We start from the raw sequence: 24,764 nt of genomic DNA on the forward strand, positions 1-24,764 counted from the left end.
GGTTGAATGCGGTTTCCCGTTTGGGTGGAACAAAATTCACGCACTACACCTGTAAAAACAATAAGGAAAAGTGCCTATTTTTCTACGCCTTAAGAAGCAGAATCCTTTACCATGGCTGGTTTCGGCGTGAGTATACAAACATCTGCGCGCAGCCCGCCGCTCAGGCTTCCAGCTTGTTGATCAGTTGTATTTTATTGGTGGCAGATATTTTCTCGAATATATTCTGCACATGTTTTTTAACGGTCCGCTCGGCGATAAACAGCGTTTCGCCAATTTCTTTGTATGAATATCCCTGGCCGATCAAACGGGAAATGTCCTTCTCCCGGGCCGTAAGCTGGTAAGCACGGCAGTTCTGCTCAAACTTGCTGAGGGCTTCCGGCGCCGGTTCTTTTTGCCGGAATTCCAGGTTGCCGGCAGACTTCAGGGCTTTTAACGCGGAATCGAGCATCATGCGCCTTTGCTGAACTGCGTTTTCCAGCATAGACGCCACTTTCAGCAGCAGGTCTTCGGTGTTGAACGGCTTTTGGATATAATCCAGCGCGCCCAGGCGCAGGCCATACGATTTGTCCGCCGGGGTCTGCTTCGCAGTCAGGAAAATAATGGGAATATGCTTTAGGTCGGGGTCTTCGGATAATATTTTCGCCAGTTTGAAACCATCTACTTTGTCCATCATCACATCGGAGATAATGAGATCCGGCGTGGCAGGGTAGTGCCGGAGCTTCACCAGCGCTTCCGAGCCGTTCACGGCTACGGTCACGTTGTATTTTTTCATCAGTTTTTTGAACAGGTAACTCAGCATGGCGGAGTTGTCTTCCACCAGCAGGATGGTTTGTTTCTTTTCGTCGTACAGGGAATCGGAAATGCTGAACCGGCCGAGTTCCAGCCCGGAATAACGGCTCACGCTGTAATCGGAGATAACAGGTTTCCCTTCCCCGGGTACATATTTTTGCAGTACGATCGCAATGCGGGTGCCGGGCCGCACTTCGGGATTGCTTTCGATGCTGATGCTGCCCCCCAGGTCTGCCACTGTTTTTTTCACGATCGGCAGGCCCAGCCCCATGCCCTGGAAGCCGCCCTTTTCCGAATTGATCTGGTAATACGGCTCAAATATCTTGTCGTGCAGGTCCTTCGAAACCCCTATGCCATTGTCTTTCACGCTGAAAATGATCTCTTCAGCGCCCGTTTGCAGCAGGATGCTGATCTCCCCGCCTTCGTCTGTATATTTGATCGCGTTCTCCACCAGGTTGTTCACAATACCATTGATGGCGCCGGGGTCTGCTTTGATGAGCACATCGCCGCCGATATTTTCCCGCAGCGTGATCTGCTTTTTCTGGCAATATACTTTGAACAGTACGAGGTTATCCGTCAATATCCTGCTGAAATTGGCCACCTGTCCGTGGTTGTAGATCACGAAGCCTTTGTTGTAGCGTTCCAGGTCGAACAGGTTGCTGATATCCTTATTCAGCTTGTCGATATTATTTTTTACGATGGCCAGTTCCTTTTCATACCCGTGTTTGTTGATGTACTCCTCCAGGTAATTATTGATCAGCGTCAGCGGCGTTTTTGTTTCATGCACCAGGTTCACCAGCGTGTTGGTGCGCTGCTCGTTGGAGCGTTCCAGCTGTATGGTCCTTTCTTTCACTTTTTCGCTCAGCGTGGTGTTGGACCGCTGCAGCAGGTCGTATTCCACGAGGAACCTTTTGATGGTCTGCCGCATGAAGAACCCGCTCATGAGAAGGAAGTTCACATTATTAAAGATCGCGCTGATGATCCATTTCTGCGTACTCCAGAGTTCGTCTATCGCCGGGGAAATGCACCAGATCACGACGGCAACGAATATCCACAGGCGTTCGCGGTACCCGGCCTTGTTATGGTCTTCGCGGTACTTCGCGCGGATGGCCCTGAACGTGGCCGTCAGCGCCACGATGGCGTACATGGCCGGCGCGTAGTAAGAATATTTGGCGGTGAACTCGAAATCGTTGTAGATCGGGTAGTGGATGAAATACATGAATATGGTCGGCACCAGCAGGAACAGGTAGCCGTATTTGCCGTGCCAGCGGAGCTTTTCGAGTCCCAGCGTTTTGTAGCAATAGAACGGGACATACATGGTCAGGAAATAACCGGCGCTGTCGCTGATGATGTTCTGCGCCATGATTGGCAGCGGGATCCTGGGGTCCGGCATGATCAGCAGGTTTTCGCACATGTTGTAAACGATGAGCAGCCCGGTGAGGATCACATGGTACAGCCTGTTCTTTTCATATGGCCGGGCCATATAAAATAATAGCTGGTTAACAAAAATGGCGATCTCAAGAACGATGATCACCAGGATCACGAGGTTGATGTGGATAGGAGGGAGAAGCATGTTGTGCCGTTTAAGCCAGCCGGAGCGGTGGAAAAATAACAGCCAATAAAAGACTAAAATCTGTCCCTGCCGGTTAAAAGTTTGTTAATGGCCCCAGAAACCCCGCTGGGTAAAACAAGTGAAACAGCTCGTCAATCATCAATAAAAGATACCGGCCATCCGCGTGTTCAAACGTTGTAATTGCGGGGGAAAGGGCTAATTGTCACGCGGTTATTGGTTTCCCCATACGGGATGATTACTTTTAACCACGGCCGCGTTATGAAAACAGGAGAGCCGCCACGTATTCCACTTGTAATTATTTTCTCTAGATATGACAGGTAAGCGCATTAACAGACCATTCATTTTATGGGTATTATTTTGTTTCGCCGCATATGGCATGGCCTGCCGCTCCACCGCAGGCGTGGCTGACGTGAACTGGAAAAAGACCCGCGTGCTGGTATATACCAAGAACGGGAAGGGTTTTGTGCACGATAATATTCCCAGCGCCATTGCGGCATTTAAAAAAATGGGGGCAGATCATGGTTTTACGGTAGATGTTTCCGAAGATCCTTCCGTGTTCACCGATGCGAACCTGGGCAAATATGACGCGCTCATTTTCGCTAGTACCAACAATGAAGTTTTTGATACGGATGCACAAAAAGTGGCTTTCATGCGCTATATTCAATCCGGCGGCGGGTTTATGGGCGTCCATTCCGCGATTGGCACGGAGCGCAAATGGACCTGGTTCAAGATGATGATCGGCGGAACTTTCAGCTGGCATGCGAAATTCCAGCAGTTCTCCCTGCAGGTGATAGATCCGAAACACCCGTCTATGGCCAATGTGCCGAAAGTCTGGACGCGGGAGGATGAATGTTATTTCTCAAAAGAAATGTATCCCGGCATCAAAACGCTGATGGCCCACGACGTATCCAGCCTGAAGATCGTGAACGACACGGTGCTTACTAAAAACCAGGGCTCTTTCGGCAACAGCTATCCCGCTGTATGGTACCAGCATTTTGACGGCGGGCACATGTGGTACACCTCCCTGGGGCACCACATGCGGGATTATGCAGAGCCGGTTTTTGTGAACCACCTGTACGAAGGCCTCCGCTGGGTGGTGAGCCAGAGCGGCCACCGCGATCTTTCGAAAGCTTACGCCACCAGCCCGGCAACGCCCGTGCGGTATGAATAAATACAAACGCAAACCATGAAATACAACAGCTACATCGTGGGAGCAGCCCTCCTGGTAACGGCTTGCAATCCCAAGGCACCGAAAGAAGAACAACAACAAATGGTACACCTCATTACGCTGGCTCCCGGGCACTTCCATGCCGCGCTTGTCCAGAAAAGCACCACTCCCGGCATCGACAGCGTTGTGAACGTGTACGCACCCGAAGGCCCGGAGTTGCAGGCGCACATGAGCCTCATCAACCAATACAATTCACGGCCGGACAATCCTACCCATTGGAAAGAAGAGGTTTACACCGGCCCGGATTTCCTGGAAAAAATGACCGCCGGCCCGAAAGGCAGCGTGGTAGTGATCGCAGGAAATAACCACGACAAAACCAAATACATCAGCACCGCGGTGCAGGCCGGCATGAATGTACTGGCTGATAAGCCGATGGCCATTACCACGGAAGATTTCGAGTCGCTGAAAAATTCCTTCACCGCTGCCGCTGAGAAAAAAGTGCTGTTGTACGATATTATGACCGAGCGCTCCGAGATCACCAATATCCTGCAAAAAGAGCTGATCCATCAACCTGCCGTATTCGGCGAACTGCAGCCCGGCACGGCAGACAAGCCCACCATCGAAATTGAAAGCATCCATCACTTTTATAAAATGGTGTCCGGCAAGCCGCTCCGCCGCCCGGCCTGGTTCTTCGATCCCTCCCAGCAGGGCGACGCCAATGTGGACGTGAACACCCACCTGGTAGACCTTGCCCACTGGATGCTGTTTGACACTACGGCACTCAGCTACCAGTCAGACATCAAGCTGACCAAGGCAGATAAATGGAGAACACCGCTTACGCTCAGCCAGTTCAGCACCATCACCGGCGCCACGGCCTTCCCTGATTTCCTAAAGGCATTCGTAAAACAGGATACCATCGTGGATGTAGCCGCAAACGGCACCTTGCATTATGCGGTAAAGGGAATTAACGTACGTGCGTCAGCGTTATGGAACTTCCAGGCGCCCGAAGGCGGGGGAGATTCCCACTACGCCATTGCCCGCGGCACCAAGGCCAACATCGTGATCCGCCAGGGAAAAGAAGAAGGCTGGAAGCCGGAGATCTATGTTGAACCCGTGACCACGGACGCCGGTTACGAACAGGCTTTGCAGACGGCCATCCGGCAGCTTGCCGGAAAATACCCCGGCATTACGCCGGAAAAACAGGACAAGCGCTGGAAGATCCAGATCCCGGATAATCTTAAGACTGGCCATGAGGCTCACTTTGCAGAAGTGCTGCAACGTTACATGCAATTCCTGAAAGCAGGCAAGGTGCCTGACTGGGAAGTGTCTAATATGATCGCGAAATACTACGTTACTACTGCCGGCCAGGCAATGGCCAAAGAAAAATAATGAACATGAATGAGTTCAATCTGTCAGGCAAGCTGGTATTGGTTACCGGCGGAGGTTCCGGCCTCGGCCGTTCCATGGCCGGTACTTTCATCCGTTACGGCGCCAGGGTCATCATTGCCGGCCGCCGGGAAAGCGTGCTGCAGGATACGGTAAAAGAATTGGGGCCGCAGGCCTCGTTTATCACCGCGGATCTGTCAGCGCTGGAAAACATCCCGGCACTGGTGGAGCACATCGAAAAAGAATTCGGCCCGCTGGACGTGCTGGTGAACAACGCCGGCATCCACCTCAAAAAAGACGCGCTGGACGTATCTGACGCGGAATTCGAGAGCGTGGTGCGCACGAACCAGTCCGCCGTATTCGCGCTTTCCCGCGAGGTGGCGCGTAAGATGATCCCGCGCAAAAAAGGCAGTATCGTAATGGTCAGTTCCATGGCCAGCCGGTACGGCATCCCGAAGGTGATCGCTTATACCGCCGCAAAGTCTGCCATAGAAGGCATGACGAAAGCGCTGGCGGTGGAGTGGTCTCCCGCGGGCATCCGCATCAACTGCATTGCGCCGGGATTTATTGAAACAGAGATGTCTGCCAAAGCATTGAACAACGACCCGGAGCGCAAGAGCAAAGTGCTGGGCCGCACGCCCATGCAAAAGCTGGGCAAGCCTGAAGACGTAGGCCTGGCGGCGGTTTTCCTTGCCTCGGACGCAGCCGGTTTTATTACGGGCGCGAGCCTGGCGGTAGACGGCGGCAATTCCATCGGTTTTTAAAAATCTAAATCCATATTCCACATGCATTCCAAGAAAACTGGCCAGGAATCTTCCCGCAGGAAATTCCTGAAAAATTCCATCAAAGGGGCGGTAGGCACACTGGCGCTTACCAATTTGCCCACCATTGTACCCGCCCATGTAGTGAAAGGCCCGATGGCGCCGAGTAACCGCATCAACATCGGCGCTATCGGCAACGGCCGCATTTCCCGTGAACACGATATGCCCGGCGTTTGGAAACATGACCAGGCCAGGATCCTTGCTGTGTGCGACCTGGATAAGAACCGCGTGGAATCGGCCCGTAAGCTGGTGAATGATTATTACACCAAAAAGACCGGCCAAACCTCCGACGCAGTAAAAGCATATGAGAATTATGAAGACCTGCTCGCCAATAAAGACATCGACGCGGTGATCATCAGCACGCCCGACCACTGGCATGTGATGCCCGCTGTAGCGGCCGTGCGCGCCGGGAAAGACGTGTATATGCAAAAGCCCGCTTCCCTTACGATTGCGGAAGGCCGCTTCCTCAGTAACGAAGTGCATAAAACCGGGCGCATCCTGCAGATCGGCAGCCAGCAACGCTCCATGCCGCAGTTCAAAAGAGCCTGCGAGCTGGTGCGCAACGGCCGGATCGGTAAGCTGCACACCATTTACGTAGGCCTGCCGATCGACAATCCTGCTGAAAGCACCGTGGAGCAAGACATGCCTGTTCCCGCCTCTCTCAATTATGAAAAGTGGCTGGGTGAAACGCCAATTGTGCCGTATACCCTCAAGCGCGTGCACCCGCTCAACGATTTCTCCAGGCCCGGCTGGCTGCGCTGCGAACAATTCGGCGCGGGCATGATCACCGGCTGGGGCGCCCATCACTTCGATATCGTGAACTGGGGAATGGGAACGGAATATACCGGCCCGATAGAAATCACGGCATCGGCGGAGTTTCCCAAACCCGGCAATCTCTGGGATGTGCATGGCCCATTCAAATCAGAGAACATTTATGCCAACGGCGTGAAAGTGCTGGCCAGCAACAGTTACCCGAACGGCGTAAAGTTCATTGGCTCCGAAGGCTGGATCTTCGTTTCCCGCGGCAACTATTCAGCCACGGCCAACGATCCCGCGCAGGCTGCCAAAAACAGCAAGGCACTCGATGCCAGCGATCCGAAAATTCTCAGCTCCGTAATAGGGGAGAACGAAATAAAACTGGTGGATAGCAAAGACCATCACGGCAACTGGCTGGAATCCATCGTGAGCCGCAATACGCCCATCACCCCCATTGAAGTGGGGCACCGCGCCTGCACCGTTTGCCTGCTGAACCACGCAGGCATGAAGCTGAAGCGCAAGCTCTACTGGGATCCTGTGCTGGAGCGGTTCAAAAATGACGACGAAGCGAATCTTTTGTTAAGCAGGCCACAACGCTGGCCTTATATCCTTGCTTAACGCTGGCGGAAGGGAACAGGGCGTATCTATCCAGGTACGCCCTTTTTTATTTTATTATTACACGCGGGGCTTTATTTCGCAGAAAATTATAAATAATGTTATTTTGTAAGGTCGCCATTTTAGGACGTCTGCACCCGGGTTTTCGTATACCCGTTAGCGTTCCCTGATAAATCCGGAGTCGATTGTCTGTGGCAGCGGTGGTGCAGACGCAAAACGAAAACTGATGCCGCTTAAAAACCTGGTGCCGCTGCTGATGGCCTTATACGGCGGCATTGTTTTATTGACCGTTCTCGGTGTAGCTTTTCTCATCAGGTCTTTTTACTACAGCAAAAGGTATCTTGAACAAAAGGAATTACTGCTGCGCCGCGAAAACGAAAAGGCCCGCCTCACGGTCCTTTTAATGGAAGAAACCAACCACCGCCTCTCCCGCGACCTGGAACAGGCCGGGCAACACGCACGGCTATACGAAGATAAATACCGCCTCCAGGCAGAATTGCTTTCATCCGCTGAAAACGAACGGCAGCAGCTGTCTGTACAGGTTGGTTTGCTGCAAAAGGAAATAATGGCCACTACCATGCAGCTGGAAAGAAAAAATGAAGTGCTGCATGCGCTCCGTGAAAAGCTCAGCCAGCCGGGGCTGAACATGGGCAAACTGGTCCATCATGAACTGCTGGTGGATGATGATCTTGACGCCTACCGCGCTTCCCTGAAAAATATCCACCCCGATTTTTTCCATTGCCTTCATCAAAAAGCCGTGCAGAAATTAACCCCGCTGGATGAAAAATACTGTGCGCTCATCTACATGAAACTCTCCAATAAACAAATGGCCGCTTTCCTCAACGTGGAGCCGCGCAGTATCCAAATGACCAAATACCGGCTCAAACAGAAGTTTGGTTTAGGGAAAGATGATATGCTGGATGTATACATTCGGGGGATTATTTAATTGGTTATCAAATAATTATAATAAATTGCCTGTAGTGTAGCCTGTTTGTAGGGCAACTTTTATCGCCCAACCGTTCATATTTGCATTATCGGAAACCTCCTTGCTTAAGCATCTTAATAACCCATCCATGAAAAATGAATCCTTAAGGGAACGCCTGTTCGCCCAATTCAATATTCTTCTTCCTATCAGCGGCGGAACGGGAGAAAGCATCGAAAACGCGGTCGTTATTACCGCTGAAGGCTGCGCACGCTTCGTGGAAGTGCAATTCCATGTGCTGGATCTCGTCTGGAAAGCCCGCGGGCTTCCATGGGAGCTGCACAAAAAAAGTATGCACGAACACTACGACCGCATGATCGACAAACTCGTGATCAAAACACGCGAGGTGAGTGAACATAACATTTCCTACCGCTACGAAAATTTTTTCTTCGATGTTACCGGTTGCCTGGAAACCAGGCTGGTAACGGGCAATGACCTTATCTGATCATCCTTTGTTTAACGGTTTTGCAGATAACCTGTCTGCAAAACCAACCCTTTTTTACAGTGGAACATAAGTTATCCTGATCTCGTTATTCCGTTTCATGTCGGTGTTCAGCCCGAAACTTTTTGTTTGCCCGCCGTAACGGATCCGCAGTTCCGCGGTGTTAGGCGGAATGCTGCCAAGGTTGTCTGCCGAAAAAAGCAGGATGTTTTCACCTGGTTTCAGTTCCACCGGTACCTGCGACATTTTCTTTTTCACGGCAAATCCTTTGTGGATGGGTATTCCATTGAGCCGGAGGGTCACGCTGTCCCCATCTTCCACCTGCCCGTCCCAGAGTTCGAGCGTGAGGTTCTTTTCTTTTACTTCAAAAGCGCCGAGGGGTTCGGTTTTCCGGGAAGTGGCAATGGCAGTGATCGTGTCTTTTTTGCCGGGCCGGTATTCTACCTGCGCCACCATGAAAGTGGCAAAGGCATTTGCCCGGTAAGTGAAATCCAGCGCGTATTCGCGCTGGTCTATGCCCATGTAAAGCCTGCCGGTATTGGGCGGCAGGCGCCCATAGTTATCCGCAAAAAATGCGAGGATGTTCATCCCGCTGTCCAGCATAATATGCTGGCGGCGGTTATCTTCATTTACTTCGGCTTTGGCCAGCAGCGGTTTGCCGTTGTGCAGCAGGGTCACGGTGTCTTTATCCAATGTTTCCTGGTCGTTGATCTGCAGCAAAACCTGCGGTTCGTGTGAAATGATCTTATCATACAGTCCGTAGAAGACATCGCGGTTTTCGGGATGAAGGATTTCCTGTGTAGCGGTGTCTTTCCAGGGAATGTTATTCACTTTTTGAAGGGTGATGGAATCGCGGTAGAGCAGTTCGCGGAGCGTTACTTTGGTGCTGACGTAAATTTCATCGTCGTCGTACAGTCCTTTCATCCAGATGCCGAAATTGTCTATCCACATCCGGTTCAGCGAAAGGTGTTTCCCCTGCAGGTCCAGCGTGCCGTTCAGGTACATGAGCCAGATGCCCGGTTTGAAAGGTGTTTCGCTGAAAGCGATCTTATTCCTGCCGATGCCCAGCTGGCCGTTGTTCTTTTTCACCAGCAACACTTTGTAGGAACCGGAAAAAACGCTGTAGCGGATGTTCAGCTTCGCCGGGAACAGCACGCCGTTCTCAGGTTCGCCGATCTCCAGCTCCATGGTGGTAGCCGGGATGCCAGGCCAGCGCTTGCTGCTCATTTTCCAGGTTCCGGTGAAGGGGTTCTGCTGGGCTGTGGCGTTGAAGAATATGCCCGTTAACCAGGTACAAACAATTATCAGTTTCCGCATACACTAAAATAAATATTTAATTTCGATGGGTATGACCCTTGCTGAAATTCTTCAGCTCCGCCTGGAGCAACAATTTATTGCGCGGCCATTCACCGGCAGCGCGCCTGAGCTGGCCAGCCATTTGTGCGCCATGCAGGCGCAGGATTATGCAGCGGGAAAATGGGCGATGGGCGTGCGTTTGCCGGGTTTCACCGATGCCATGGCGGATGCGGCCTTCGCGGATAGATCCATCATCAGGACCTACAGCCTGCGCAGCACTTTCCATATCGTGCATCCTGCGGACGCGCGGTGGCTAACTGCGCTTGCGCGGGAGCGTTTCATTTCCACGACAGCCAGCATGCACCGCAAGCTGGAGCTCGATGAAAAAACTTTCGCGAAATGCAATACCATCATTCACGACGCGCTTTCCGGCGGCAGGGAATTAACCCGGGAAGAACTGAAAGCCTTGCTGGAAAAGAAAAAGATCAACTGCGAACCGCAGCGAATGAATAATATCCTGTACCGCGCGGGGATGGATGAAGTGATCTGCTCCGGGAAACGCCGCGGCAAAGAATTTACCTATGCGCTGCTGGACGATTACGCGCCGGCCACGAAAAAACTCCCGCCGGAAGAAGCGCTGAGCTTGCTGGCGCGGCGATACATCGCCGGCCATGGACCTGCTACCGCACAGGATCTCGCCTGGTGGAGCGGTTACCCGGTCACGGCCTGCAAAGCGGCATTGCTTTCGCACGGTAAAGCGCTGCATACCGAAACAGTGCAGGAACAGGAATACTGGCTGCTCCCGGGAACCGCGCCGGGCAAAGCCGCCACAGGCATGAAGCTCCTTTCAGGTTTCGACGAATATTACATGGGTTTTAAGGATAAACGCCCCATGCTCGATGAAGCATTTTCCCAACACATGTCGCCGCCGAACGGCCTGCTGCCCTATATCATTTTGCTGAATGGAAAAATTGCGGGCACCTGGCGGAGGGACATCAAAAAAAATGTGATCGGGATGGAATATACGCCGTTCAAGCCTTTTAGTGCCGCACAGTTGAAAGCCCTGAAAGAAGCCGGGAAGGCGTTCAGCACATTCATGGAACTTCCGCTGGAATGGGCAGGCTGATCCTTTGAAAGATCAGTGTTCCGGGATCTCCCACATCTTCCTGAACCTTTCCTGCGTATAATCAATTTTATCCAGGCCTTCTCTCAGCAAACGCTGCTGGTAATGCTGCAGCTGCTGCATCCTGCGCAGGGCCCTGCGTGCCTGGCCGCTGCGGATCCTGAGCTGCCGGTTAACAATTTGCCGGTTGTTTTTCATAGTCAACGAATATAACTTTTTTTACCGCGCGCCGGCGAAACCTACATGACCGGGAATTATTTATTTTTGAAGGATGACCACTTCCACGATCCCTCGAAAAGCCAGTACCGCCTGGCGGCTGAAAGCCATCTTTACCGGCTCCGTCGGCAACCTGGTGGAATGGTACGATTGGTACGCCTATGCCGCATTCGCATTGTATTTCGCGCCGGTGTTCTTCCCGAAAGGCAATCCCACCGTGCAATTACTTAACACCGCCGCCATTTTTGCCGTTGGTTTTCTCATGCGCCCCATCGGCGGCTGGCTGTTCGGCAGTATCGCGGATAGACGCGGGCGCAAAACGGCCATGACCTTATCAGTGATGCTTATGTCCTTCGGTTCTTTTATGATCGCATGCACGCCGTCGTACAACAGCATCGGCATTGCCGCGCCTGTATTGCTTTTACTGGCCAGGCTGCTGCAAGGTTTGAGCGTAGGAGGGGAGTATGGCACTTCCGCTACGTACCTCAGCGAGGTAGCGGATCATAACCGCCGTGGTTTTTTCTCCAGCTTTCAATATGTGACACTCATAGGCGGGCAATTGCTCGCATTGGGCATCCAGCTCTTGTTGCAAAAAGTTTTCCTGGATAAAGCGCAGCTCGCCGAATGGGGCTGGCGCATTCCTTTCGTGATCGGCGCCGTGCTGGCTTTGGTAGCCTTATACCTGCGCCGCAATATGCACGAATCCGTAAACGTGGAAACCAAAAAGAAAGAACGCGGTTCGGTGAAAGTACTCGTCAGGAAACACCCTAAAGCCGTACTTACCGTTGTGGGCCTCACTTTGGGAGGAACGCTCGCGTTTTATACCTACACCACCTACATGCAGAAATTCCTGGTGAACACGGTAAAGCTCAGTACCGAGCAATCCACGCTCATCACTTTCTGCCTGATGCTGATCTACGCACTGCTGCAGCCTTTGTTCGGCCTGCTGTCAGACAAAGTGGGACGAAAACCTTTGCTGATGGGCTTCGGCATATTGGGAACTATTTTCACGGTGCCCATTCTTACCGCCATCAGCCATACCACTTCGCCCTGGGCCGCTTTTTTCCTGATACTGGCTGCGTTGCTGATCGTGAGCGGTTATACGTCCATCAACGCCGTTGTGAAAGCGGAACTGTTCCCTTCGGAAGTACGCGCGCTGGGCGTAGGCCTGCCTTACGCGCTTACGGTTGCGCTGTTTGGCGGCACGGCGGAATACCTCGCGCTCTGGTTCAAGAATATTGGTCATGAGCCCTGGTATTACTGGTATGTTGCATGCTGTATCTTTATTTCCCTGATCGTATACACCACTTCCAAAGACAGCCGGAAGGATTCGTATATGGACAAGGAACAATTATAAAACACAACGCTTATGCAACCCTTTGCCGGCATGCCTTACGGCTATCCGCCCGCTTACTGTTACCCCCTAACGGAATTATGCATGTACATCCTGTTCATGCTCTGCCTTTATCATGCCTGGAAAAAGGGGCCGGGCCACATGGCTTACCTGCTGGGCGGCCTGGGCTTCGGGCTTTTGCTGGAGTATGTGAACGTGCGCGCCAGTGCGGGGTATGTATACGGAAAGTTCTGGGTCATGTTCGGCAATGCCCCGAAAGATATCCCGCTTTGCATCGGCATGGGCTGGGCGGTGATCATGTACACGGCAAGACTGGTAACGGATTCTCTCAACATGCCGATCTGGGCCGCTGCCGCGGTAGATACATTGCTGGCCATCAACATAGACCTGAGCATGGACGTGGTGGCTTACCGCCTGCACATGTGGCACTGGGATTGGGAAAACCGCACGGGTGTTGAGTTTTCACTTACGGGCCAGTGGTTCGGCATACCATATGGGAATTTTTATGGCTGGTTGCTCGTCGTGTTCTATTACTCCGTTTTCGCGCGGCTGCTGGAAAAGGTGAAATGGGCGGGCAGCAAAGCCTGGCGGATCGCCACGCCACTGTTGTCCATTCTTATTTCGCAGGTGGCCTTATATATTTCACTTTTCCCGCTGGCCGATTGGTTGCGGACATTCGGCATCACCAGCGCACACAGGCTGGTGGCGCTTTTCATCATTTTCATCATCCTCGCCGTGCTGGGTTTTATGAAAAAAGGAACAGTGTCGCGCACACGCTTACCAATTGTAACCTGGCTGGTACCCGGGTGGTTCCACGTGTATTTCCTTTGCTGGTTCTTCGCTGCGGGCTTTTATCTTGAAAACAGCCGGATGACCTTCTGGTGCATCCTGAATTTCATCGTGGGCATCATCATTCACTGGATCATTTACCGTTCACTGCACCAGCGGGAAATGCGGGCTGCTTAGAATCACGCAGGCGCTGGTTGATTTTATGTAATTTTGCCGGGTATGTATCTCACCATTAAGGCCCTCCATATCATTTTCATCGTTACCTGGTTTGCCGGGTTGTTCTATATCGTCCGTCTTTTTGTGTATTTCGCGGAGGCTGAAGAAATGGAAGAGCCGCGCAAACAAATTTTGCAGGACCAATACCGCATCATGATGAAGCGGTTATGGTTTGGCATTACCTGGCCCTCAGCCATACTCACGCTCATTTTCGGGCCGTGGATGCTGATACTGCTGGGCAGCGTTCCTACCTGGTTGTGGATAAAGCTGGGGTTTGTGCTGGGGTTATATGTTTATTTCTTTTTCCTCCACGGCATTTTTAAAGACCTCACGAAAGGCCGCGTGAAACACACTTCCACGCAACTGCGCGTATGGAATGAAGTGGCCACGATATTCCTGGTGGCGATCGTTTTCCTGGTGGTGCTGAAAAGTTTTCTCAGTATGATCTGGGCAATGGTAGGACTGGTGATATTTGTAATCGCGCTGATGCTGGCCATTAAGATCTACAAGAACATCCGCGAGAAAAAATCCCGTTAATCTTTTTTCTTTCCCAGTATAGCCTGCACCGTTATCCCCGCAGAATATACTTTTACACTTCCCTGGCCTACACCGCCCACGGGAATTTTCACGTAGGGTTGCAGTCCCCAGGTCAGGCGGCTGCGGGTTTGTTTTTCCCAGGTTACGCCGAGATTGATCACTGAGAAATAGTGCTGGTTCTTGTTTTTAACGATCCAGTCTCTTTTCGTGTTGTTGTTGTAAGTGCCGGTGTATTTTTCTTTCAGCATAAAATAAGAAGATGCGCCGGCCATTACGCTCCAGCTGCTTTTCTTTCCTTCGGCGAAAGTGTAATTCACATTCAGCGGCACGTCTATCACATCGCAATCCGCATCGATCTTGTAATATGCATTGGGGTAGGACATGGTGTATTCTGAAGGCGAAGCCCCGTATAATTTTTTCGCGTAACCCACGCCGGTATTCAGGTACCAGCGGTTATTCACATGATATCTCACGATCAGTCCGCCGGTAACGCCAATGGGCAGGCCTTTGAAGGCAGGGGTTACGTTCAGGTCCGGGCCTAAAAAGAGTCCTCCGTCGAAACCGCGTTTTTGTTTTTTGCTCACTGGTTTATCGGTGTCTGCTGAATCACTTGCTGGTTGCGGCTTTTGAGCGGGGTTATCCACATTCGCGGGAGGGGGGGGAGCAACCCCTGGAAGCGGTTTCCCTGATGCAGGATTATTCACATTCGCCGGAACAGGCGATGGCTGCGGAACTGTAGCGGGCGTAGTTCCGGGAGTGTTATTCACATTCCCGCCGGTGGAAGTGGTTGGAGGATTTCCGGGCGTGATGGTGTTATTCACATTGCTGCCGGGTGATGGAATATTTTTTTCTTCAGCATTTCCCGCCGCTGGTTTATTCACATTATTTCCTGCTTTGCTATTGGCATTGATATGATCCCGAAGTTGGACGGAAGAATTTCCTGCGCCGGCTGGCTTTCCAAAAAACTTATCCTGTGCTGTTGCATGCTGCCTGTTCTTTCCAGCCGGGTTATCCACATCATCGGCATTCGCTGCTGGAATGGTGGCGGAAGGAGAAACCGGGATCTTATTTTCCTCGTTCGCTGAAATATTGGCGGTTGTATTTTGTTTGGACTTATTCACATCTGTTGCAGCAGCGGTTGTTTGTTGTTGAGCAAGCGTCGTACCGGACGGTCTTGCAAACCACCACCATCCCGCGAGCCCCGCGACCAGCAGCAAACCTCCGGCCCACCACCAGAAGAAGGGGCGGCGGCGGTCTGCATTATCCAGCTTGGCTTTCATTTGTTCCCAGGCGGCGGGATCAAATGTCGGTTCAGCTTCCTGCAGCTTTTTACGGATTATATTTTCAAACTGTTCGCTCATTTTTTAAAAGTTGCACCGATCGTGCCGGTGCCTGGTATTTTTAGGGATGATAATTCTTCTATCTTTTCCTTCAGTATTTTTTTTGCTTTGAATAGGTTCGATTTGGAAGTGCCTTCGGAAATGCCAAGCATGCCGGCAATTTCCTGGTGCTGAAATCCTTCCATCACGTATAAATTAAAGACTGTCTTGTAGGCCGGGGGAAGATTCTGAACAAGCTGCAGAATTTCATCATAGGATAGTTTGTCTAAGGCTTTATCGTCGGTAACTCCAAGATCATAGGCCTGGGAAATGTCTTCCGCAAACGCAATTTTTTTACGGCTTCGCAGGTGATCGATCGCAGTGTTTGCCATGATCTTGCTAAGCCAGCTTTTGAACGGTCGGGACGTATCGTAAGAATTGATGTGGTAAAAAACTTTCAAGAACCCATCGTTTAAAATTTCAATCGCCTCATTCTTGTTATTCGCGTAACGCAAACAGATAGCCATGGCATATCCGAAGAACTGCCGGTAAAGTGCTTCCTGGCTGCTCCGGTTCCACGACCTGCAGCCCGCTATGATGTCAGATATGTCCTGCACTGTTTTTGGTTACTACCTGTTCTTTTTGATTCAACAACCAGGCACAAATAATTTCTATCAGGTACCGATCTGTTTTTTAAAAGTTGTTTTACATTCTACGGGGCTTTATGCTCTTCGGTTGCCTGCCGCCCGGAAAAAATCGACATGATGCTCAAAAATGAAGTTCTTTTTGGAGGAAAAATCACTGATTCAAATTTAAGGCGATTTTTAGGCTTTTTATTCGATTTTTCTCTTTTTTGATAGCATTACCTTATACATGCCGAGATCATCAAAATTTGAGGATGTTTTTATTTTGTTGAAAATCAGTATTTTATGATTTTTGGGCTTATATCACAAAAAAAGAGCACCTTTCGATGCTCTTCCCTGAAAATTTATGTTGAAAAATTTAACGGCCCATGTAAACCATCAGGATTTGCACATCACTCGGATTTACCCCGCTGATCCTGCTCGCCTGTCCTAAAGTTCTCGGTTTGATCCGCGTGAATTTCTGACGCGCTTCGTTGGATAAAGAAACGAGTTTTGAATAATCGAAGGTATCAGGAATAACCAGGTCTTCGAGCTGGCTCATTTTCTGAACGAGTTCATTTTCCTTTTCGATATACACATCGTACTTCACCTGGATCTCTACCTGTTCCAAAACTTCCCGGCTGAAACCTTCCAATGCATTGGCGATCTTGGGCAGGTTGTTTTTCATGGACATAATATCCAGTCCCGGGCGGAGCAATACCTGGTGAGCGCGTTGTTTTTGTGTAAGCGGAGCGGAGTTGTTTTCCTGCAGCCAGGCATTAGTTTCCTCCGGTTCCAGCGGCAATTCCTTCAGGATGCTTTTCACTTTTTCCACACCGGCCATTTTCTGACGGGTCTTTTCCACTCTTTCTTCAGTGGCCAGCCCCAGTTTATAGCTTCTTTCGGTTAAACGGAGGTCTGCATTATCCTGGCGGAGGAGCGTTCTGAACTCTGCGCGGGAGGTAAACATGCGGTAAGGTTCTTCGGTTCCTTTGTTGATGAGGTCATCTATCAGTACCCCGATGTAGGCTTCGCTGCGTTTCAGTACGAGCGGTTCCTGCTCTTTTACTTTGAGGTGGGCGTTGATGCCGGCCATCAAACCCTGGCAGGCTGCTTCTTCGTAACCGGTAGTTCCGTTGATCTGGCCTGCAAAAAAGAGGTTGTTCACCTGTTTTGTTTCCAGGGAGAACTTCAGTTGGGTAGGCGGGAAGTAGTCATATTCGATCGCATAACCCGGGCGGAACATTCTCACATTCTCAAAACCGGGTACCATTTTCAGTGCTTTCAGCTGCACATCTTCAGGGAGGGAAGTAGAAAAACCATTCACATAGATCTCTACAGTATTAAATCCTTCCGGTTCCACGAACAGCTGGTGGCGTTCCCTTTCGGCAAAACGGTTGATCTTGTCTTCGATACTTGGACAATACCGCGGCCCGATACCCTGGATCCTGCCCTGGAACATGGGGGAGCGGTCGAAACCGGTGCGCAGCATTTCATGTACCTGTTCTGAAGTATAAGTGATCCAACAGCTGCGTTGTTGCTCCGGTTTGATCGTTTCCACGTCCATGTAGGAGAAGCCAACGATCTCTTCATCGCCCTTTTGTTCTTCCATTTTGGAATAGTCGAGGGAGCGGCCATCTATCCTGGGAGGGGTGCCGGTCTTCAGGCGGTCGCTTTCAAAACCCAGGGAAACGAGTTGTTCGGTGATTCCGGTGGCTGCTTTTTCTGCCACGCGGCCGCCGCCGAACTGTTTATCCCCGATATGGATCACGCCGTTAAGGAAAGTTCCGTTAGTGAGTACTACCGCTTTGGCAGAAATTTCGTGGCCGAGGCCGGTGATCACACCCTGGCAGGTGCCGTTTTTAATGAGCAAACCCTTCACCATATCCTGGTAAAAGTCTACTCCCGGGGTATTTTCCAGCGCTTCCCGCCACTTGGCGGCAAAGAGCATGCGGTCATTTTGTGTCCTGGGGCTCCACATAGCAGGACCTTTACTGCGGTTCAGCATGCGGAATTGTATCATGGACTGGTCTGTAACAATGCCGGAGTACCCGCCAAGAGCATCAATTTCACGGACGATCTGGCCTTTGGCTATGCCGCCCATGGCTGGGTTGCAGCTCATTTGTGCGATGGTTTGCATGTTCATGGTCACCAGCAGCACCTTCGACCCCATATTAGCGGCAGCGGCGGCAGCTTCACAGCCGGCATGCCCGGCGCCCACAACAATAACATCGTAAGAAGGGAACATTATTTATTTGAATTTGAGAATGCAAAGTTAGGTAAAAGATTGATGGGATGGGGATTAAAAGGACGGGCTTTGCCGGGAGGAGATTCAAACTATGGGAGGCCAGGCCTGGTACTTCCCTGAAACATTTGGCAAGCTGTAAAAAACCGGATTCTTTCTCACCAACCAGCTTTTAATCTAAGGTCGGTTATATCAAGCTTATATAAGTTAGCCGCTCATACTACCCCGTCTTTCAGGTTAGCCTGCGGCTTCGCGGGGATGCAGGTTTATCCCGGGAATAGCCCGTATTCGCACACCTTTTATTAGGAAATCCGCCTAAACCCGGGAGTATACTATCCGAGGCCAGTCACCTAAACACTCTTTTGTTATGAAGAAATAAACATTCCCTCTAGCTTACTTCCATCTTATGGCATTAGGCAGCGAGCTTTATAAAAGGGCATGGAATAAACGACACTAACGACTGTTAAAAAAGTCTTCCAAAACCGACCTAACCATAACCCTTTAGTAGGGCTTTAGTAAGGCTTTAGTAGGGATACCGTAATGGAACCGTAGCAAATCGCTTTAGAGAAACTGATATATATTGCATAAAATGGGGTACCAAGGCATTAAATCAGCCCAAAAGAAACCAAAAATCCCGGTAAATTCTAATCCTAATAGGGAAGGAGGGATTCAAAATAGTCCAAGGACGGATCAGAAATAAAGAAAAAGGGAAACAAAGCCAAGGGAGTAAAACGAAACACATCCTTAAAAATTCAACACACAATGTTCCACGTGGAACATTGTAGTTTTATAAAACAGTGGAATTCTCTGAATCAAAATGGGGAATGTTCCACGTGGAACATTCCCCATTCGAAATTATGTACCAAAAACTATGGTTTCCTATTACTGGAAATACAGCTGTAAATATTCATCCTCCTTCTGCCGCATAAGGGCTTCGTCTTTCTTAGACTTATCTTTATACCCACATAAATGCAAAGCCCCATGAAAAATAACCCTGTGAAGTTCGTAATTCTCGGTCACTTCATATTTCTCCGCATTCTCTTTTACCCGGTCGATGCTGATGTAAATCTCCCCTTCGGTGACGCGCGGGTCGTCGGATAACTCAAAAGTGACGATGTCCGTATAGGTATCATGCTTCAGGAACTCCTCATTTATCTGCAAAAGGTATTCGTCTGTACAAAATACATATTGGAGATTGGATAAACCCTGTTCCTCTCTTTCGAATAATTCCCTGATAAATTGTTTTAACCGTGTACGGTGTTTAAGGCCCACCTTTACTTCATGGGCGGAAAAATGTACTGCCATAATGTAAAATTATAGTGAAAATTCCGATACCCAACCTTCATTTTTTGCATATTGCCCATTGTGCGATACCTTTGCGCTGTAATAGCTGGGGCCTTGGTCACAGATCGGTTTTAACTCGCTCAACAAATATTTATGATTAAACTCTCATCCCTCACGATTGGCAGAAGTGCAGTAATCCGGGAATTTGAAAAAAGCGACATCCATATCAAGCTCATGGAAATGGGATGTGTTCCGGGAGAAACCGTTAAAGTAGAAAAAGTAGCACCGCTGGGAGATCCTATCTGTATCATTGTTGCGGGATATAATCTTTCACTCCGTAAAACCGAAGCAGATCACATCTGGGTAGAAGAGATCGCGGTGTAACTGAAAAGAAAAATATTTGGAAAAGGTTGTTCTGGAAAGAGCAACCTTTTTTATTGCGGAGAAATCATCCGGGCAGGGATTCAGCAACAAGCTCCAAAGCTGAAGCCTGAAATTTATCAAAGAGCCGCCGGCCAGTGCTTACATCTATTCAGCTGCACTCATAATAATAGTCAACAGAATTTTCTCCATCAGGCTGGTTATGTTCACCTGAAGAATCTAACTCCACGATCATATTTGGACCGCCCGATTTGGACCGGATAATATTCCCGGGCGAAAATTTTATTTTCATAAAAAGAATAAGTTTTAAAAAAGAAATCCGAAAGCTAACGTAGAAGTCTGAATTGGTATCTAAAAACAAGCCTGATCCTTCATACCTTTTCACCAACGTTTTTTGAGATTGCATTTCTGTTATCAAAGTCCTCGGCAATTGAACAACTCCTTTCAACCTCGCAACCTGCGGGTCATGCTTTTGAAACGCTCTATAACCTGGAGCAGTCAGTACCCATAAATAACTTTCGACCATGCCTGACAAACTTTGACCGCGGCTTTTGCATAACCTTTTTGCAAGGCGAATTACTTCCTCGTCTATAGTTAATGTAAGTTTTGTTGCCACGAGACGTTTGTATCCTGTATTACTAATATCAATTTACGCTTACAATAAACATCGGCAAAACAACCCTGCTAAACGAACCCGGGATACGATAAAAATATTCAAGTTAGAACATGCTTTTTAATATATATTAAAATAATAATCAAATAAATATATAGTAACTATAATCAAAAATAGTTTTTAGAATGCACAAAAAAACCGCCATTACCGGCGGTCTTTTTTATTCTTTTTCGCAAAAACTATAACCCCGCTTTTGCACTGATATCCAGCATGCGGTCGATCGGTTTCTTTGCAGCTATGCGCAGCTGCTCGTCCATCATGATCTCCGGCTCTTCGTATTCCATACAGAGATACAATTTCTCCAGCGTATTCAGTTTCATATGCGGACAATCGTTGCAGGCACAGGCATTGTTCGGCGGAGCCGGGATGAATGTCTTGCCGGGATTTTCCTTTTGCATCTGGTGCAGAATACCGGTTTCTGTTACCACGATATATTCCTGCGCGGAATCACGCTGGGTGAATTTCAACAGCCCGGTGGTGGAACCGATAAAATCCGCCACCGCCAGCACCGCCGCTTCACATTCCGGGTGAGCGATGATCTTCGCATTCGGATGATTCACCTTGAGCTTGGTGATCTTCTCCAGGCTGAAAATTTCATGCACCATGCATGCCCCGTTCCACAGCACCATATCACGACCCGTTTTTTTGATCAGATAAGAGCCAAGGTTACGGTCAGGCGCAAAAATGATCGGCTGGTCCTTCGGAACGCTTTCGATGATCTTTTCCGCGTTGGAGCTCGTGCAAATGATATCGGAGAGCGCTTTGATACCTGCAGAGCAATTAATATAGGAGATCACGATATGATCGGGGTATTTCTCGCGGAACTTTGCGAACAGTTCCGGCGGCGCACTATCCGCCAGTGAGCAGCCCGCCTTCAGATCGGGCAGCAGCACTTTTTTCTGAGGACTGAGGATCTTCGCGGTCTCGGCCATGAAGTGAACGCCGGCAAATACAATAATGTCCGCATCGGTTTTGGCCGCCTGCTGGCTGAGGCCCAGGCTGTCGCCAATGTAATCAGCCACGTCCTGTATATCCGGCTCCTGATAATAATGTGCGAGGATGATGGCGTTCTTTTCTTTTTTCAGCCGTTCTATTTCCGCGAACAGGTCCAGCTTCACGTCCACCTCCATATCCAGGAATCCTTTTTTCTGCAAATTTTTTTTAGCTTCCTTTAACGCCGTAAACATAACTATAGATTTAACTTTCTTTTTAAAAAGAAGAAAAAGCCCACTACTATTAGGGGTGTGAATTTGGGGGAAACTCGTTTTTCCCTCCTGATACAAATGTAGTTGTTATTATTTTTTTAGCCGCTATCCACATCAAATTAACACCGGTTTTTCCCGTCCCTGCTGAATTTGGCCTGCTTTATCCACAGTGTGGACAGGTAAAATATTGAATAACTTTTTCGGGCCGGCTATATTAAGAAAATGTTAAAACAAGCAGGTTATCCACCTTCGTAATTCACGAACCAGGTTGCGGCAGAAAAACAAATTTAGTTTTACCTCCTTTTAAAAGTGCCTTTTCCCACAAAAAACGGCGTTAACCCCAGGCTTATCAACAGTAATTGTGGAAAAAATGCTGTTGCCGGCTGAAATTTCTGCAGCACAAAAAATTTCTGTTTTTTACCGGAACTATCCACAAATTGTTGTGGATTATACCGGTTATATGTTTATTTTGTGGATAACCACCTGGTAATTTTTAAGCACGTTATGGCTGGAAATAACCCATGAGCGGACTGATCAACCAATTTTAACTAACCAATACCTGTGTATTAAAATTTATAAAAATGTGGATAATGTGTGAATGAAGCTAAAAAACAGCCCCTCCCGGTACCGCTCAAACCCTTTGCTGTATTGGCTTTCGGGTCAAAAAAACCGATTTTGCAGTTCCAACTTATTTATTCTATTTTTGCTACCTCTAAAATTTAGACTATATAATATATGTCAGTTATTCAGAAAATCAGGGACAAATATGCCGTAGTGATCATCGTATTGATCTGCGTGGCTATTGTGAGCTTTTTGTTACAGGATGTATTCTTCGGAAGAAACTCCATGTTTTCCCAATCCAATACCGTTGGTAAAGTGAACGGTACTGAACTGAGCCTTGCTGATTACCAGCAGCGCATCGAGAACGCTCAGCGCATGGCCCAGCAGAACATGGGCGGTTTAAATCTCAGCGACGAGCAGAACCAGCAGGTTCGTGAAGAAGCATGGAATGGTTTTCTGCAGGAACAGATCATGAAAGGTCAATTTGAAGAGCTGGGTATTGAAGTGACCGAAGCCGAGCTGATCGACGCGGTGAACAGCAAAACTCCGCACCCGGTGATGATGCGTTATTTCATCAATCCTGAAACCGGCCAGTTTGACCGCTCGCTGATAGACCGTGTAAGGGAAAACGCCCGCCAGGACCAGACCGGCCAGATGGCTACGCAGCTGGCGATGCTGGACCGCGAGATCGAACAATACCAGGCGAACAATAAATATATTACCCTGATCAACCAGGCCATCAACTATCCCAAATGGATGGCCGATATGCAACTGGCCGACAACGCGAAGAATGCGAACATCGGTTATGTGCATGTTCCTTATGTAACGATCGCAGACAGCACCGTGAAAGTAACCGATGCTGAGCTCAATCAATATATCCAGGATCATAAAGCCGCCTTCCAGGTTCCTGAAAGCCGCAGGATCGAATACATCACTTTCGATGTAGTGCCTTCCGCATCAGATTCCGCCGCCGCGCTGGCCGAACTCGAAAAACTGAAAGCGGAACTGGATACAACACCAGACGCCGCCAACTTCACCAAACTGAACTCCGAGCTTGCTTTCAGCGATGCGTTCATTTCCCGCAACGCCATCCAGGTTCCGGAAAAAGATTCTATCATAGACCTGCCGGTGGGCGCCATGTACGGCCCTTACCGCGACGCGAACTCCATCGTGTATGCAAAAATGCTGGCGCGCCGCACACAGGCAGACACTGTGAAGTTCAGCCATATATTACTCGTGCCGCAATCGCCTGCTGCAGATACAGTTGCTAAAAAACAGGCAGACAGCCTGGCCGGCGTGATCCGCGCCGGTGGCGACATTGCCGCGCTGGCCGCACAATTTTCACAGGATCCGTATTCCAATAAAACCGGCGGTGAATATACGCTGTCTGGCTTTGCACAGCTGCCCAATGAATTCGCTCCTGTAAAAGAAGCAGCTTACCTGGGCACTACCGGCGAAGTGAAAGTGATCAAATTGCCGATCGGTTATTCCGTGATGAAGATCACTGCGCAGATCAACCCGGGCCCGGCTGTGAAAGTAGCTTACCTCGCCAAACGCGTGGATGCCAGCACTACCACCAGCACTGAAGCGCTGGCGGCAGCCAACGAATTTGCCGGTAAAAACCGCGACCAGAAAACTTTCGATAAAACCATCCAGGAAAAAGGCCTGAACAAAAGACTGGCCAACAACATCCGCCCGATGGACTTCGTGATACAAGGTCTGGGTAATGCCCGCGAAGTGATCGCCTGGGCATATGAAGCAGATCCGGGAGACGTGAGCCCCGTGTTCTCTCTCGAAGACAAGTTCGTGATAGCCGTGCTGACCGGCGCCCGTGAAGAAGGTACCGCCGCCCTGGCGGACGTGCGCCCGCAGGTAGAAGCTGAAGTGCGCAAGAACAAAAAAGCAGAACAGATCATCGCGAAAATGAAAGAGCCTGCCACCCTCGAAGCCGCCGCTGCTGCCACCAACCAGCCGGTGCTGACTGCCGAAGGCGTGAGCTTCGGTTCTCCTTTCGTTGCCGCCCTCGGTCCTGAACCGCGTATTGCCGGCGCCGCCTTCAACAAGGCCTGGGGCACTGCAAAAGCATCCGCGCCCATCCAGGGTACCAGCGGCGTGTACGTGATCAAAGTGAATAACTATGTGGACGTTCAGCAACCCGCCACCGATTACAAAACACAGCGCGACGCGGTAGAACGCGATACCCGCCAGATGGTGGACCAGCTGCTGTTCCCGCTGATCCTGAAAAAGAAGAGCGACGTAAAAGACGACCGCGCGAAATTTTTCCGTGCGAATTGATCTTCGTAAAATATAGCCTGAAAAGGCCGGGCAGTCGCCCGGCTTTTTTTATGTCCCGGCAGCGTAAAAAACCGGCTGTGGCCAGTGGTACGGCATTTCCCGCCGCGCCGGCGGA

General features: G+C 49.9%; 21 protein-coding genes. 12 read left to right on the forward strand and 9 right to left on the reverse strand.

Going from position 1 to position 24,764, the window contains the following annotated elements:
* Positions 1-160 precede the first annotated feature (160 nt).
* Positions 161-2,362 (reverse strand): ATP-binding protein, encoded by a 2,202-nt coding sequence (locus R3I13_RS06145; protein WP_346317047.1) that lies wholly within the window; start codon positions 2,360-2,362, stop codon positions 161-163.
* 310 nt (positions 2,363-2,672) lie between these two features.
* On the opposite strand from R3I13_RS06145, the gene R3I13_RS06150 reads away from it, so the two are divergent.
* From R3I13_RS06150 to R3I13_RS06175, 6 genes are all read left to right on the forward strand, one after another.
* Positions 2,673-3,533: a ThuA domain-containing protein gene (locus tag R3I13_RS06150; RefSeq protein WP_346317048.1), complete on the forward strand. Its 861-nt coding sequence runs from the start codon at positions 2,673-2,675 to the stop codon at positions 3,531-3,533.
* A gap of 15 nt (positions 3,534-3,548) precedes the next feature.
* Positions 3,549-4,919, forward strand: a complete 1,371-nt coding sequence (locus tag R3I13_RS06155; RefSeq protein WP_346317049.1) for a putative oxidoreductase C-terminal domain-containing protein — start codon at positions 3,549-3,551, stop codon at positions 4,917-4,919.
* 5 nt (positions 4,920-4,924) lie between these two features.
* Positions 4,925-5,680 carry a glucose 1-dehydrogenase gene (locus tag R3I13_RS06160; protein ID WP_346317050.1) on the forward strand — a complete coding sequence of 252 codons (756 nt, stop codon included), beginning with the start codon at positions 4,925-4,927 and terminating at the stop codon, positions 5,678-5,680.
* A gap of 21 nt (positions 5,681-5,701) precedes the next feature.
* Complete coding sequence (locus tag R3I13_RS06165; protein ID WP_346317051.1) at positions 5,702-7,111, forward strand: Gfo/Idh/MocA family oxidoreductase; 1,410 nt, start codon at positions 5,702-5,704, stop codon at positions 7,109-7,111.
* Positions 7,112-7,334: 223 nt separating this feature from the next.
* A complete protein-coding gene (locus R3I13_RS06170; protein WP_346317052.1) occupies positions 7,335-8,054 on the forward strand; it encodes a hypothetical protein in 720 nt (239 codons plus the stop codon).
* A gap of 127 nt (positions 8,055-8,181) precedes the next feature.
* Positions 8,182-8,535, forward strand: a complete 354-nt coding sequence (locus R3I13_RS06175) for a hypothetical protein (protein ID WP_346317053.1) — start codon at positions 8,182-8,184, stop codon at positions 8,533-8,535.
* 54 nt (positions 8,536-8,589) lie between these two features.
* Here the strand turns inward: R3I13_RS06175 and R3I13_RS06180 are convergent, their stop codons facing one another.
* Positions 8,590-9,849 (reverse strand): hypothetical protein, encoded by a 1,260-nt coding sequence (locus tag R3I13_RS06180; protein WP_346317054.1) that lies wholly within the window; start codon positions 9,847-9,849, stop codon positions 8,590-8,592.
* Positions 9,850-9,880: 31 nt separating this feature from the next.
* On the opposite strand from R3I13_RS06180, the gene R3I13_RS06185 reads away from it, so the two are divergent.
* Positions 9,881-10,954 (forward strand): winged helix DNA-binding domain-containing protein, encoded by a 1,074-nt coding sequence (locus R3I13_RS06185; protein WP_346317055.1) that lies wholly within the window; start codon positions 9,881-9,883, stop codon positions 10,952-10,954.
* A 12-nt stretch (positions 10,955-10,966) separates the two neighbouring features.
* Here R3I13_RS06185 and R3I13_RS06190 read toward each other — a convergent pair whose 3' ends face one another.
* Complete coding sequence (locus R3I13_RS06190; protein WP_346317056.1) at positions 10,967-11,149, reverse strand: hypothetical protein; 183 nt, start codon at positions 11,147-11,149, stop codon at positions 10,967-10,969.
* 73 nt (positions 11,150-11,222) lie between these two features.
* Here R3I13_RS06190 and R3I13_RS06195 point away from each other — a divergent pair, with 73 nt between their 5' ends.
* Genes R3I13_RS06195 through R3I13_RS06205 form a run of 3 tightly spaced genes read left to right on the forward strand, consistent with a single transcriptional unit; the run spans position 11,223 to position 14,063 of the window.
* The gene (locus R3I13_RS06195; protein ID WP_346317057.1) at positions 11,223-12,524 is read left to right on the forward strand and encodes an MFS transporter; all 1,302 of its coding nucleotides are present in this window, start codon (positions 11,223-11,225) and stop codon (positions 12,522-12,524) included.
* A gap of 12 nt (positions 12,525-12,536) precedes the next feature.
* A complete protein-coding gene (locus R3I13_RS06200; RefSeq protein WP_346317058.1) occupies positions 12,537-13,487 on the forward strand; it encodes a carotenoid biosynthesis protein in 951 nt (316 codons plus the stop codon).
* Between the two features lie 42 nt (positions 13,488-13,529).
* Positions 13,530-14,063, forward strand: coding sequence for a CopD family protein (locus R3I13_RS06205; RefSeq protein WP_346317059.1), 534 nt, complete (start codon positions 13,530-13,532; stop codon positions 14,061-14,063).
* Here R3I13_RS06205 and R3I13_RS06210 read toward each other — a convergent pair.
* The 4 genes from R3I13_RS06210 to ybeY form a co-directional block, all read right to left on the reverse strand.
* Complete coding sequence (locus R3I13_RS06210; protein WP_346317060.1) at positions 14,060-15,424, reverse strand: outer membrane beta-barrel protein; 1,365 nt, start codon at positions 15,422-15,424, stop codon at positions 14,060-14,062. The two genes, R3I13_RS06205 and R3I13_RS06210, sit on opposite strands and share 4 nt — an antisense overlap.
* Positions 15,421-15,999: an RNA polymerase sigma factor gene (locus R3I13_RS06215; protein WP_346317061.1), complete on the reverse strand. Its 579-nt coding sequence runs from the start codon at positions 15,997-15,999 to the stop codon at positions 15,421-15,423. Before R3I13_RS06215 ends, R3I13_RS06210 begins: the two co-directional genes overlap by 4 nt.
* A gap of 385 nt (positions 16,000-16,384) precedes the next feature.
* On the reverse strand, positions 16,385-18,256 hold the full coding sequence (gene mnmG, locus R3I13_RS06220; protein ID WP_346317736.1) for a tRNA uridine-5-carboxymethylaminomethyl(34) synthesis enzyme MnmG: 1,872 nt from the start codon (positions 18,254-18,256) through the stop codon (positions 16,385-16,387).
* A gap of 876 nt (positions 18,257-19,132) precedes the next feature.
* Positions 19,133-19,555: an rRNA maturation RNase YbeY gene (gene ybeY, locus R3I13_RS06225; protein ID WP_346317062.1), complete on the reverse strand. Its 423-nt coding sequence runs from the start codon at positions 19,553-19,555 to the stop codon at positions 19,133-19,135.
* 132 nt (positions 19,556-19,687) lie between these two features.
* Between ybeY and R3I13_RS06230 the strand changes: the two genes are divergently transcribed.
* Positions 19,688-19,918, forward strand: coding sequence for a FeoA family protein (locus tag R3I13_RS06230; protein WP_346317063.1), 231 nt, complete (start codon positions 19,688-19,690; stop codon positions 19,916-19,918).
* Between the two features lie 148 nt (positions 19,919-20,066).
* Here R3I13_RS06230 and R3I13_RS06235 read toward each other — a convergent pair whose 3' ends face one another.
* Positions 20,067-20,531, reverse strand: coding sequence for a DUF6364 family protein (locus R3I13_RS06235; protein ID WP_346317064.1), 465 nt, complete (start codon positions 20,529-20,531; stop codon positions 20,067-20,069).
* Between the two features lie 236 nt (positions 20,532-20,767).
* Positions 20,768-21,775 (reverse strand): quinolinate synthase NadA, encoded by a 1,008-nt coding sequence (gene nadA / locus R3I13_RS06240; RefSeq protein WP_346317065.1) that lies wholly within the window; start codon positions 21,773-21,775, stop codon positions 20,768-20,770.
* A gap of 753 nt (positions 21,776-22,528) precedes the next feature.
* On the opposite strand from nadA, the gene R3I13_RS06245 reads away from it, so the two are divergent.
* A complete protein-coding gene (locus tag R3I13_RS06245) occupies positions 22,529-24,649 on the forward strand; it encodes a SurA N-terminal domain-containing protein (RefSeq protein ID WP_346317066.1) in 2,121 nt (706 codons plus the stop codon).
* The last annotated feature ends 115 nt before the right edge of the window (positions 24,650-24,764 follow it).

This window comes from Chitinophaga sp. YIM B06452, from assembly GCF_039655965.1.
GTDB lineage: Bacteria > Bacteroidota > Bacteroidia > Chitinophagales > Chitinophagaceae > Chitinophaga.